This is a genomic window from Microcella pacifica (assembly GCF_009371975.2).
GTDB classification, from domain to species: domain Bacteria; phylum Actinomycetota; class Actinomycetes; order Actinomycetales; family Microbacteriaceae; genus Microcella; species Microcella pacifica.
In genome coordinates, this window is sequence record NZ_VIKT02000012.1 from 45171 (window position 1) to 57007 (window position 11837).

General features: G+C 65.0%; 15 protein-coding genes. 4 read left to right on the forward strand and 11 right to left on the reverse strand.

Going from position 1 to position 11837, the window contains the following annotated elements; all coding sequences use genetic code 11:
* Positions 1-58 precede the first annotated feature (58 nt).
* Positions 59-667, forward strand: a complete 609-nt coding sequence (locus FK219_RS08305) for a hypothetical protein (RefSeq protein WP_152583644.1) — start codon at positions 59-61, stop codon at positions 665-667.
* Between the two features lie 160 nt (positions 668-827).
* Here the strand turns inward: FK219_RS08305 and ccsB are convergent, their stop codons facing one another.
* Positions 828-1787 carry a c-type cytochrome biogenesis protein CcsB gene (ccsB, locus tag FK219_RS08310; protein ID WP_407941897.1) on the reverse strand — a complete coding sequence of 320 codons (960 nt, stop codon included), beginning with the start codon at positions 1785-1787 and terminating at the stop codon, positions 828-830.
* Positions 1788-1893: 106 nt separating this feature from the next.
* Between ccsB and FK219_RS08315 the strand changes: the two genes are divergently transcribed.
* On the forward strand, positions 1894-2616 hold the full coding sequence (locus FK219_RS08315; RefSeq protein WP_152583645.1) for a DsbA family protein: 723 nt from the start codon (positions 1894-1896) through the stop codon (positions 2614-2616).
* Between the two features lie 21 nt (positions 2617-2637).
* Here the strand turns inward: FK219_RS08315 and lnt are convergent, their stop codons facing one another.
* The 7 genes from lnt to FK219_RS08350 all read right to left on the reverse strand — a co-directional run bounded on the left by lnt (position 2638) and on the right by FK219_RS08350 (position 8296).
* Positions 2638-4218 (reverse strand): apolipoprotein N-acyltransferase, encoded by a 1581-nt coding sequence (gene lnt / locus FK219_RS08320; RefSeq protein WP_210416798.1) that lies wholly within the window; start codon positions 4216-4218, stop codon positions 2638-2640.
* Entirely contained in the window at positions 4218-4595 is a 378-nt protein-coding gene (locus tag FK219_RS14125; RefSeq protein WP_152583646.1) for a DUF6804 family protein, read from the reverse strand. Before FK219_RS14125 ends, lnt begins: the two co-directional genes overlap by 1 nt.
* The gene (locus tag FK219_RS08330) at positions 4592-5593 is read right to left on the reverse strand and encodes a cytochrome c oxidase assembly protein (RefSeq protein ID WP_328821653.1); all 1002 of its coding nucleotides are present in this window, start codon (positions 5591-5593) and stop codon (positions 4592-4594) included. The genes FK219_RS14125 and FK219_RS08330 overlap by 4 nt, the downstream gene beginning before the upstream one ends.
* Positions 5594-5697: 104 nt before the next feature.
* On the reverse strand, positions 5698-6348 hold the full coding sequence (locus FK219_RS08335; RefSeq protein WP_152583647.1) for a DsbA family protein: 651 nt from the start codon (positions 6346-6348) through the stop codon (positions 5698-5700).
* A 127-nt stretch (positions 6349-6475) separates the two neighbouring features.
* Positions 6476-6859, reverse strand: coding sequence for a hypothetical protein (locus tag FK219_RS08340; RefSeq protein WP_152583648.1), 384 nt, complete (start codon positions 6857-6859; stop codon positions 6476-6478).
* 79 nt (positions 6860-6938) lie between these two features.
* Positions 6939-7397, reverse strand: coding sequence for an ArsR/SmtB family transcription factor (locus FK219_RS08345; protein ID WP_152583649.1), 459 nt, complete (start codon positions 7395-7397; stop codon positions 6939-6941).
* 29 nt (positions 7398-7426) lie between these two features.
* Complete coding sequence (locus tag FK219_RS08350) at positions 7427-8296, reverse strand: cation diffusion facilitator family transporter (RefSeq protein ID WP_328821655.1); 870 nt, start codon at positions 8294-8296, stop codon at positions 7427-7429.
* Positions 8297-8724: 428 nt separating this feature from the next.
* Between FK219_RS08350 and FK219_RS08355 the strand changes: the two genes are divergently transcribed.
* On the forward strand, positions 8725-9333 hold the full coding sequence (locus tag FK219_RS08355) for a vitamin K epoxide reductase family protein (RefSeq protein WP_152583651.1): 609 nt from the start codon (positions 8725-8727) through the stop codon (positions 9331-9333).
* A gap of 78 nt (positions 9334-9411) precedes the next feature.
* Here the strand turns inward: FK219_RS08355 and FK219_RS08360 are convergent, their stop codons facing one another.
* The 3 genes from FK219_RS08360 to FK219_RS08370 all read right to left on the reverse strand — a co-directional run bounded on the left by FK219_RS08360 (position 9412) and on the right by FK219_RS08370 (position 11401).
* Positions 9412-10233: a M56 family metallopeptidase gene (locus tag FK219_RS08360; RefSeq protein ID WP_152583652.1), complete on the reverse strand. Its 822-nt coding sequence runs from the start codon at positions 10231-10233 to the stop codon at positions 9412-9414.
* Entirely contained in the window at positions 10230-10610 is a 381-nt protein-coding gene (locus FK219_RS08365) for a BlaI/MecI/CopY family transcriptional regulator (protein ID WP_152583653.1), read from the reverse strand. Before FK219_RS08365 ends, FK219_RS08360 begins: the two co-directional genes overlap by 4 nt.
* A 101-nt stretch (positions 10611-10711) precedes the next feature.
* Positions 10712-11401 (reverse strand): DUF5134 domain-containing protein, encoded by a 690-nt coding sequence (locus FK219_RS08370; RefSeq protein WP_152583654.1) that lies wholly within the window; start codon positions 11399-11401, stop codon positions 10712-10714.
* 122 nt (positions 11402-11523) lie between these two features.
* On the opposite strand from FK219_RS08370, the gene FK219_RS08375 reads away from it, so the two are divergent.
* Positions 11524-11694 carry a hypothetical protein gene (locus FK219_RS08375; RefSeq protein ID WP_165638082.1) on the forward strand — a complete coding sequence of 57 codons (171 nt, stop codon included), beginning with the start codon at positions 11524-11526 and terminating at the stop codon, positions 11692-11694.
* Positions 11695-11837: the final 143 nt, after the last annotated feature.

Consider the following 11837-nt stretch of genomic DNA (forward strand, 5'->3'; position numbering starts at 1 on the left):
AGTGGATCGCTCGCTACTCTCGAGTCAGGTCATCGATCCGGGCCTCGGGAGGTCAACCATGCGTCGTGCAGGATTCGCCGCCACCATCGCCGTCGCCGGAGCGCTCGCGCTCACGGGATGCGGCGCCCCCTCCGGCGACGCCGAGCCCGACCCGGCGGAGGACGGGGCGGTCGAGGAACCGACCGCCCCGGAGGAGAAGCCGACGGACCCGACCGACCCCGCGTGCCTCGTGGGCGACTGGCGTATCGCCGAAGACCAGATGCAGTCGTTCTACGACGCGCTCGCCGCCGACCTCGACGGCGTCTCCTTCGCCATCGACGGGAGCGTCGGGCTCTCGTTCACGGCAGACGAGTACCGCTACACCTCCGACTTCGTGCTCGATCTCACGATCGACGGCGCCGGCGAGGGTGAAGGCGTCGCGACGGGCGGCCTCGGCGGCACCTACACGGCGGAGGACGGCGTCATCACGACGACGCTCGTCGACAACGACCTCTCCGTCATCGTGACGGTGATGGGCCAGACCATCGACGGCTCTGACCTGGCGGGCGGCCTGCTGCTCTCCGACCCGATCAACGATGCGCCGTTCGACTGCTCGAGCGGCACGCCCGTGCTGCAGTTCGAGACCGGCTCGGGCCGCACGCCCGTCGCGCTCACACCGGCGAGCTGACGCCCGCGAGCTGAGCCCGACCCCGCGAGTCTGAGGGGCGACTACAGGCCGCACGGGCCCGGACTACCGCGGGGCACAGACTCCGCCGCGCCGACACTACTTTTACCGGGGTGGAGCCGGCGCGGCGGACCACCCGACCGCGCGCCCCTAGATAGCGCGCCTACAGCCCCGAGTACGAGTGCAGCCCGTTGAAGTACAGGTTGACGATCGAGTAGTTGAAGAGCACGGCGCCGAAGCCGACGATCGCGAGCCACGCCGAGCGGTTGCCCCGCCAGCCCCGCGTCGCGCGCGCATGGATGTAGCCGGCGAAGAGCGTCCAGATGATGAAGGTCCAGACCTCCTTGGTGTCCCAGCCCCAGTACCGACCCCAGGCGCGCTCGGCCCAGATGGCGCCGGCGATGAGCGTGAATGTCCAGAACACGAAGCCGACGACCGTCACCCGGTAGGCGAGCGATTCGAGAACGGATGCGCCGGGCAACGTGTCGAGGAAACGCAGGCCCGCACTCTCGCGGGCCTCACGCCGCGCCTGCATCAGCTGCATGATGGAGAGCCCGGCACCGATCGCGAAGAATGCGGTAGCCAGGGCAGCGACGAGAACATGGATGACGAGCCACGCCGACTGCAGTGCGGGCGGAGTGGGGACAACATCCACGTAAAAGTTGACGGTGACGATCCCCAGCGAGAGCACGACGAACCCCGTGATGTAGGCGCCAAGATAGCGGAGGTCTTTCCACAGTTGCACGGCGACGAAAGTACCCATCATGACGACGGTGGCGGTGAGACCAAACTCGAACATGTTCGTCCACGGCACGCGCTCCGCAGCGAAGCCGCGCGTGAGGACGGCGGCAGCGTGCAGCACGAACCCGAGGATCGAGAGGGCGAGGCCCGCTCGCTCGTACCTGGTTGCTCCGCCCGACTGGAGCGGAGCAACCGGACGTTCGAGGACGCTGGTCATGCTCGAGGAGTTCACAGCCGCCTGCTGCGCCCGCGCGGCTACCGGCTCGGCGCGCTGGGCAGACCTCTTGGCCAGATCGAGCGTGAAGAGGATGAAGGCGACCGTGTAGACGCCCATGGCCGAATACACGGCGACGAGGGAGTAGGCAACGAGATTGTCCATCACAACCTCATCGTACGATGTGCAGCTGTGAGGCGCCGCCTCGCCGCTGCTCCTCGATCAGGGGCCTCCGGCCCATACATCTCCTAGCTGCCCTCTCGATGCTGAGGGCATGCCCCGAAAAACTCGGCCCGTGAAGTCCGCCCGCCGCAAGAAGTCGCCCGTGTCGCCGCGCGCCGCACAACTCATCGCGGTCGGCGTGGCGCTCGCCTTCATCGCGATCATCGTCGCGATCGTCGTTTCGAGTCTCAACCGGGCGGAGCCGCAAGCATTGCCGACAGTTGCGCCGAGCGACGCAGGCGAACTGTTGCGGGAGAACCCGCACCTGCTCTCGGACGTGGCGCCGCAGGACGCGGATGCTGTGCTCGTCGAGTTCGTCGACTTCCAATGCCCCGCCTGCGCTACGGCGAGCCCCATCGTTCAGCAGGTGGCCGACGAGTACGGCGACCGCCTCGCCGTCGTCGTGCGCAATCTACCGCTCACGAGTATTCACCCGCACGCTGTGGAAGCTGCGGTTGCCGCCGAGGCCGCTGCCGCACAAGGGGAATTCGCGGCAATGTACAAGGAGTTGTTTGCGACGCATCAGGAGTGGAGTTCGGCTCGCGGCGATCAGTCCGACACGTTCCGTGACCTGGCCGAACAGCTCGGCCTTGACATGGACGAGTACGACCGCGTCGCCGACGACCCCGCGACGCGAGAGCGAATTGCACTCGACCAGGCAGACGCCTTCGCGCTCGGGGCAACAGGCACCCCAAGCTTTTTCCTCGACGGCGAACTCGTTCAGCTCAACTCTTTTGACGACCTGCGTGCTGCTGTCGAATCCGCGCTCCAGTAGAGCGCAACGGGTCGAAAAGCGTCATCGCGACGCGCCTGACACATCGCTCACGCCGCTTCGCGCATCGCCATCGGTCCGGGCTCGTCGCTGCACAACACCGTTCCTCGACCATGCCAGGAGGAGGACGCCGACGCCGAGACCGGCCGCGGCGAGCTCGAACCATCCGCCGGCGGCAGCAGCAGGCGTCAGGCCCTCGAAGAGCTCGACCTCCGCGACGATGCTCCCTGGTTCGTGCCAGGGAAGTTGAGCCAGTGTGCGCCCGTCAGGGCCAATGATGGCCGTGAGGCCGACGGTCGAAACATTGACCACCGTGCGACCCAGCTCGATAGCGCGAGCCCGAGCAATGGCCAACTGTTGCGCACTCTGGTCGGTGCGACCGAAGTCGGCATTGTTGGAGGCCGAGAAGATGACCTGCGCACCCTCCAGCACCGAGTCTCGGAGCACGGTGTCGTCGGCGATGTCGAAACAGATATTGATGCCCGTGGGCACTCCATCGACAGTGAAGATGGCATCGGCCGACCCCGGCGTGTAGTCCCGCGCTACCAGGTCGATAAGATCGGGGGCCAACGGTCGCCAGAATTCACGATCCGGCACGTACTCACCGAATGGAACGGGGTGGCGCTTGTCGTAGAAGTCGACTGCTCCCGAGCCTTGCTGCCACAGAATCTGCGTGTTGTAGGTGAGTCCCCCGCGCTCGGTGACGGCCCAACCGATCAGCGGTGCGCCCGCTTGCCGCGATACCCGGTCGAAAACGGCGGCGGTTCGCGCATCGTCAAGCGGGCTGCGGTCCGTCGAGCCTTCCGGCCAGACGATCACGTCCAGATCGCGATCCAGCACGGGAAGCGTCGCCTCGTACTGCGCGGCCAAGAGCGCGCCGTCGTTGCGGTCGTCAAAGTATCCCGCCGGTCCGTTCCCCTGAATCGCCGCGACGCGCATGCTGCCGGTGGACGACATCGGCCATGTCGGTATGGCGACGAGCACCGCAGTCAGGAGCGCTGGTACCACGGCGTCACCCCAGCGGGCAGGCGAGAACGGGCTCAACATCTCGACGACGAGCGCCACGAGCGCCACCATGAGGAAGCTCACTCCCGACAGCCCGACCCACGAGAGCAAATCGCTGAACGGGCTCTCCGACTGCGACATGGCTAGCCGTCCCCAAGAAAAACCGCCATACGGCCACGTGCTGGCGACCATTTCGCGAAGAACCCACAAACCGGCGATGGCCGAGGGCACCAGGTACCGAGCATGACTATTCGCACCAGACGTCGGAAGCCATCTGTACGCCAGAGAGATGAGGAGACACCCCAGCGCGAACAGCGCCGCCTGCAGGGCGACGAGAGCCCCCATCGGCAACGGGCCGAGGAAGAGAGAAGCCCATTGAATCAACGCAAGATAGAAGGTTGCGCCGGCCACGAATCCCACGAGCAGGGCACCACCTGCGCTTCGCCCGATAAGGGCAACAAGCAGAAGACCGACCCCGATAAACGGAAGCGGCCACATGCCACGATCCGGGAAGCCGGCGTCGAGAAGCAGGCCCGCTCCCGAAGCAAGGGGAAGGGCGAGCCACAGCGGAATCATCCGGCCGCGTGCATGGGCTTCCATCAGGGTGCGCCGGGGGTGTCGACACCTGACTCAGCCCGTGGAGAAACCTTGAAGAAGGCGGCGACGACGAGGAAGCCGAGGGCGGCGAGATACTGAGCGGCAACCCCCCAGATGCCAGCGAACGGAATGGGGAAGGCCGGATTCCACAGCACCGCGATAGCCAGCAGGATCGGCAACCACCACCAGTGTCGAGCTTCGACAGCGAACCAAGCGATGATGAGGGCCATGATCGCCAGAACGTATCGAATCGGCATGAACGCTTCCGTGCCGACGAGCGCTAGCCCCGCCAGTGCGACGATGGCGGCGAGAAGTCCAGGCACCAGAGCCGGGCGCCGGTACACCGGTCGAGGGGGGTGAGCATCGACGCTTCGCCTCATGCTGTGGGGTCTCCGTCCGCCGCGACATCGCGGTTCCGTCGCGCCTGCGTCCCATGATCGCGTTGCCCCAGGCGCGCGAGGTAGTCGTTGTAGGCCTCGAGCCCGGGGGCACCCTCCTGGTCGGCGCGCACGTCGGCGGCAGCGGCTCGCGACGTATCGTCGCGATGCCAGCGGTGCAGGATATAGATCAGGAGGAGAACGGTAGGAGCTTCACCATAGGACCACGCCAGTCCACCCGCGACCCCTTGATCCGCCAGGGGATCAACGCCGAGCGTCTGAGGCGGATTCGCAAAGTAATCCAGGACCAGAGAAGGGCTCATCATGAGGAGCACTCCGAAAAAGGCGTGTAGGGCTACCTCGGCCGCAAGATCGAGCGCTCGCGCCGGATAAGACATCCGAATGGGCAGGGGATCACTGCTCAGGATGGGAATCGTGAACAGCACGCCCGCGGCGAGAAAGCCGAGCTCGAGGGCAATGTGCCCCCACGGTGTCGAGAGAATGGGATCGGCGAAATTCGCGAGGTACAGGCCGTAGAAGGATAAGAGGAAGAGGGGCACGGTGAACACGGGATGCAGAAGCCCTCGGCTGACTCGGCTTCGAAGCCCTGCCATTGCGAAGCGCAGGACACCGCGCCCCCAGCCGTGATGCGGTGTCGCTCTGAGCAAGAGTGTGCCCGGCGAGCCGAGCACGAGCAGTGGCGGAATCAGCATCATGAGGGTCAGTTGCTGGAACATGAAGACGGAGAACATCACGTAGCCGTAGCCTTCGACTCCCAACCCCGTCACGAGCACGATCGACAAGCATCCCAGCAGGAAGACGACCGTCCGGCCCACGGACCAGCGTCGACCCGTTACCCACAGCCGGACAGCACCGACGACGTAGAGCGCGGCGAGCGACAAGCCGACGAGCGGCAGGATCGGTAGGGGCTGCGGATCGAACGCCAGAAACTGCCCGAGGCTCGGCGGAGCCTCGGGCAGGTTCACCCAGTTTTCAGTCACTTCTGATGCTCCTCACGCGTTCGGCGGCTAGCGTCTCGGCTTGCTTTGCTCGTTGTCCTCGGATTTCCAGCAGCGCGGTCGACGTTGCGTCAGAGACGCTCTCATCAGTTGAGTTCCGCTTCGATGGCATTCTGGAGGTCGTCAAAGGAGTCCATTTGAACCATCTGGTCATTGACGAAAAAGGTAGGGGTCGAGGAGACTCCCAGCGAAACTCCCTCGTCGTAGTCTGACTTGACTCGTTGAAGGGTGGCAGGATCGGCGATCGCCGCGTCATAGTCGGCCATATCGAGTCCTATCTCCTCGGCAAACTGTCGGAAGAGCGGGGCGCGTGACTCCTGCGCCTCACCCCACTCCGACTGAGTCTGGAACAGACGGCTGTACATCGCCTCCAGCTGCCCCTGTTGTGCGGCGGCTTCCACGGCGACGGCAGCGTTCCTCGAGTTGTAGTGGCTGGGAAGCGGAAAGTACCGAATCGCGAAGGTCACCTCTCCGGCATATTCGGCGCGGAGGCCCTCCACGACTGGGTAGAAGGCACCACAGGCCTCGCACTCGAAGTCGAGGAACTCGACTACCGTCACCGCGTCTTCTCCCGCGTCTTGCAAGATGTGGCTGTCCTCAGACAGCGCAGGGGCGGCGGTCGGCGCCGCAACGGGGCCTGGCTGTTGGTTCTGCGCTATGGCCACGATGACGAACGCGACCACCACGATCACGATCACGCCACTCAAGACGATGGCGACTCTGACGTTTGAATTCATGTTTGTTCTCCTCTAGAAATGATGGAACACGTGGGCGGGCGCGCACGGCAGTTGCCGTCGCGGCAATGAAGATGAGAGAGCGATGGCGCGGGCTCAGCGACCGCTGAAGCTCAGACGGCGCCGGGTCCTACGTGCGATTCACGCACAGAGCGGCGAGTTCGGGTCGGAGCCAGCCGATGATCCTCCGAGGCGCGGACGATGTTGTGGGCCCAAGGACCCTGTCACCGGTCGATGATAAGCACGGTACGACTCGTCCGAACCACGCGCGAACGCCCAGGATGAACAGGCCCGCCAGGCAACCGACAATCACGGTCATGCCACCTGCCATGAGGTAGGCGGCTTCGTTCTCGTCAGACGCGTCGGCCGTGTCGACAAGCACCCTGAGTTCGGTCGAGAGCAGCGCCTGACCACTGTCGGATGACAAGGATCGCTCGACAGGGCCCTGAGTCGCTTGCGAGTGATGGGCGACAAGGATCGCCGCGGCGACGAGGAGGAGTGTGACGATCGCCATGCCCACTCTCGCGGTTGTGGCGTGATGCCGAGGCGCAAGGTCGACTCGGAAATCTCGGCGCCACGAGACCTGCGTCATGCTAGAGGTCACCACTCTCGATCGTCCGACGCGCGCCGTCGGACCGCGCACCGAGCTGGTCGTCGTGCTCATTCCCGGGGTGCAAGAGCACTAGGTGTCCCACGTGCTCCAGACCCAACTCGAGGAGCACGCGTACGTGCGAATCGGCCAGGGCGTAGTACGCGTGGCGACCCTCTCGCTTGACTCCGACAACGCGGTGGGCGCGGAGCAGGCGGAGGGCATGCGACACCGAGGATTCGCTCGCGTCTACGACGCGAGCGATATCGTGCACGGCCATGGGACCCGGCAACAGGGCGATCAGTATGCGTACCCGCCCGGGATCACCGAGAAGGCGGAATATGTCGGCCAAGTCGGAAACATGCGGCGTGTGTGGCATCTTTGCCCGCACCTGCTCAGCGTGATCGGAATGATCGGATCCGGGAGGCACCTCGCGGTGCCGCCTCGAGCCGATGTCCTCCATGGTTCTGATGATACTCCGCACTCCTTCGCTCACACGGCCCGAGGAGCCTCATCGAATGCCATCGGTTCGCACTGGATAGTCGGGTGGTCGATGCTGTAGTCGTCCCGCAAGACAATCAGTATCTCGTCGAGGACGCCGTGGTAGTCGTGCTCGGGGGAGACAACGATGTGTCCGCTCGCAGCTTCCAACCCTGATGTCACGGTCCAGACATGGAGATCGTGGATGTCGACAACCCCGTCAACGGAGAGTATCGCCGCGCGCAGCTCGCCAAGATCGATGTGTGGCGGCGCCACTTCCAGAAGGATCCTGAGCGCTTGCCTGCTCAGCCTCCACGTGCGCGGGAGAATGAAGAGCCCGATCGCGACCCCGACAATCGGATCCGCATAAGCCCATCCCGTGGTGAGCAGCACGACGGCCGCCGCGATGACCCCGACCGATCCGAGCAGATCCGCCAAGACCTCGAGGTATGCTCCCCGGATGTTGAGGCTTTCCCGAGAGCCAGCCATGAGGAGACGGAAACTCACGATGTTGATGAGCAACCCGATCGTCGACACGACCAGGAGAGGCACACCAGGCACGTCAGGCGGCTCGCTGAAACGTTGGATCGCTTCGACGATGACGTATCCAGCCACGCCGAAGAGCAAGGCTCCGTTGGCGAGTGCCGCGAGAACCTCCAGCCGGTAGAGCCCATACGTGCGCTGGAGGGTGGCCGGGCGTTTCGCCAGAGTGATGGCCGCCAGAGCCATCCCGAGCCCGATCACGTCCGTCGCCATGTGTGCAGCATCGGAGATCAACGCGAGCGAATTCACGGCGATTCCGGCCACGAACTCGACCACCATGCAGTTCAGGCGAGCGCTGGCGCGAGGGCGTAGCTGTGCGCTGGCCGTTCCGCGAGCCAGTCTTGGCCTTGTCGCGTGGCGCGGTGTCGGTTACGGACGCTACGTCAGCAGGAGCTTGCGTCGCAGTCACGGGTGTTTGCCGTGTCGACGCGGGAAGGCCCCACGCACTCAAGGGCGCGAGCGAGCGGCCGGGCCGATCATCCGAGTCGGTGCCACCGAGACGTCGCGGCCATCGCGGCATGCCACTCGCTATTGCAGAAGGGCTCCCTCGGTCGTCGCTCCTAGACAACTCAGGAGGGACTGCGGGCTGTGACCACGGGCCGGCTCGAGCGCACCGACCCCCTCCGACGCCGGTGGATCGCTCAGGGTAGATTGATTCGGATTGCGTTCGCGACCATCATGAGTACGCCGTCCGCTCAGGTAGCGTGGCTCCAGACCCCTCCATTGCGAGCCGCAGACCCGCATGTCACGAAAGGCGAGCATGACCCATGAACGAGCGCATACTCCAGCCAGTCGGTCACCGGTCGCCGGTCGCGCTCGCGATCGTCCTGCTTGCCTCGGGGCTGATCGGATGGTTTGCCTCTGCGGCCCTGCTGGTGGAGCGGATCCGTAGCCTGCAGAACCCGACCGTCTCGCTCAGTTGCGACATCAGTCCGTTCGTAACGTGCGGCGCTCTTTTCGACCGCTGGCAGGCATCTCTGCTGGGCTTCCCGAACCCGATCCTGGGTGTCGCGGGCTTCGTTGCGCCAATCGTCGTCGCCGCGGGCCTGCTCGCTGGAGCGCGCTTCAGCGCCTGGTACTGGCGACTATTCACGGCCGGTGTTCTCGGAGCGTGGCTTTTTGTCACGTGGCTCTTCGCACAGAGCGTTTTCGTGATCGGGGTGTTGTGCCCGTACTGCATGGTCGTCTGGGCAGTCACAATTCCTCTGTGGTGGTACCTGGTGTCATGGGCGTTGCGTAGCGGCGCTCTCTTCGGGACCAGGGCACGGCGGTTCGGCGAGTGGTTCTTCCCGTTCGCGTGGGTCGCCACGCTGGCGAATTACGCCGTGATCGTGATATCCATTCTGGTCGAATTTCCGTTTCTCTTGAGCGGGTAGCAGCCCGGCACTGTCCGCCCGCTCGCGCTGTGCGACTCGTGAGCCAGAGTGCGCCCAGGCGTCTGCTGGCTCTGGCGATCAACGGGTCATGGAGGCACAACGCACTGCCAGCGTGCGGCGACCGCGATTCCCGTAGCGGGCGGCGATGCGCTCGGCGCGCAGCGTGAGGGTGTCGTCATTCTGGTAGACGCCGAGGCGAATCAGCGCGTTGGAAAGGTTGACTGCTCCAGCGTGGCGCGCCGCATCATCATCGGCGATCAGCTCAATGCTGAGCCGGGTCGTGCGGTGCAGTTGACGCGCAACCTCGGCGCGCGGCAGGCACGCGAGATGGAGATCAGCCAGTCGCGTCGCCAAGAGGTGGCCCCAGCGAAGGTGCGCGCTCTCGTGGGCGATGACTGCACCCACTTGCGCGGGGTTCAGCAGGGCCTTGAGGCCCGTGGAAATGACGACGATGCCGCCGGAGACGGGAATCGCGCAAGCGATAGGTTCGTCCGTTTCGCACTCGAGCACCAGCGTGCCGCCGACCTGCTCGGCGTGATGCGGCAGCGACAGGAGCGTGGATCGATTATGACGCTGTGCGCCAAGGACCCTTTCGAGAGCGACCGAGATGACCGTGACCAAGCCCGAGAATGCGATAGCGGTGATCCAGCCAAGCAAGGAGATCGCCACCTGCTCGCCCCAGGGCTCTGCCGACCTCGTGGATACGGAGACAGCAGCACCGACGCTGAGCACCATCGCACCACCCATCAACATCATTCCCAGCACAAGGGCGACGTGCCACAGTGCCAGCGCCAGTGCGGGGCGACGCACTTGCCATCGCGCCTGCCTCAATACCCGTGGGGAGACCACCAGAAGTGTGAACGCGGCACTCGTGAGCGCACCCACCAACGCGAGTGTCACGGCGTCATGGTGCGATCGTACGCAAGGGCGGCTCGCAGGAGCGCCGAATCGACATCGTCGAGGTTTCCGACGAATTTCACGAGGGCCGCCCGACGGTCCTCGACCGTTGCGAGCGCCGACAGCATCGAATCGCTCGCGTCCTCCGCCTCTGATCGAACCGCGGCAAACTTCACTCGGCGAGGCGACAGCGCAATCCGGCGCACCCGGCCCTTGGCCACAAGGCGTTCCAGCGACGTCAGCACGGTGGTGTAGGCCGGCTTCTTGCCGGGCAGCGCCTCCTGAATCTCAGCCGCCCCGAGGGGCTCTGCGCTTCGGTGAAGCACTCCGACGATCTCGCTCTCGAGCTGCCCCTGTGCGCGCGTCTTGCGTCCGGGCATGTCACGCCTCCTTCTCTCCAGCACTCTACAAGTTCCGCTCCAGAGCTCGGCGGCCCGCATGCACGTCGTGGCGCAGACGCGACGGCGGCGAGAGACAGTGGTTAGGGAACGACGATCGCGATGGACATCACCACCATGCCGAGCCCCATCACGATTGAGCTGACATGGTCACCGTAGAGGAGCGGCTCGCGCACTCGGCCGCGCCGGATGCTCCCGATAAGTCCTGCGAGGATCTTCGCCACGCCCGCCACCAGTGCCACGATCGTCCCGACACCCAGCCAGGTCACCGCCAGAGGCAGAGAGCCGTGAACTTCGCCCTGCATTCCCGACATCGAGCCCTCTGCCATCGCGCCACCGTCGGACATCGCGATGAGCATCCAGCACATCGTGGCCATCATGACGGCGTGAAGGTACTGCAAGGCGGCTGAGTGCTCGAGCAGCTCGCGTCGAAGCCAGCCTGCCTGCTCAGCCACTCCGAGACCGGCGAACCAGAGGGCAGCCAACGCAAAGAGGAGGATCTGCGGCCAGGGCGCAAGAGACATGCCCCACGGCCACGTCATCGCGATCATCCCCGATGACATGGCCATGTGCAGCAGCATCTCGATGCGCGTGAACCCACGACGCGACAGAACGAGCCGAAACAGCGCGTAGCTCCCAGCAGCCGCGAGCGCGATGGTGATTCCCCACTGTGCGGCAAGTCCTTCGACCACGTCGAATCCTCTTCCCAGTTTATCTCTACTCTGTGTAGTAGAACAGGAGCTACTCTGCCACACGATGTAGAGTTCCGGCATGCTGGTGGCGCACGGGGAGGGTAACGTGAAGACAACTGACTGGCTGCGCCGTGAGTCCAGCTCGACGTGCAGCACACTAGCGCGCCCGGCCCGGGCGCGGAGTCAGTGTTGGTGGTGCCGCGATGAGCTCTGATAAGAACGGGCGCACCTCGATCCACCCTTCGCTCAAGCCCGCACGCCCGCACCGCGGTATACTCGCCGTTTTCGTCGCCGGTGTCTCGCTGCAGGCTGCCGGCGTTCCCGCGCTGGCTGTCGTTCTCCTGGGCAGCTCGGGATATGACGCACTCGCGTGAAGCTACCCCGGAATCTTCACGTCCTTGCTGTCGGCGATCCTGCGCGTCGTTGCCGAAGGAGCCTCGTGGCTCACGGTCGGGGCCCTCGTCTGCGCTCTCTTCCTGCGTGCCGTGCCAGGACAGTCGCGTCGCCTCCTCGACCA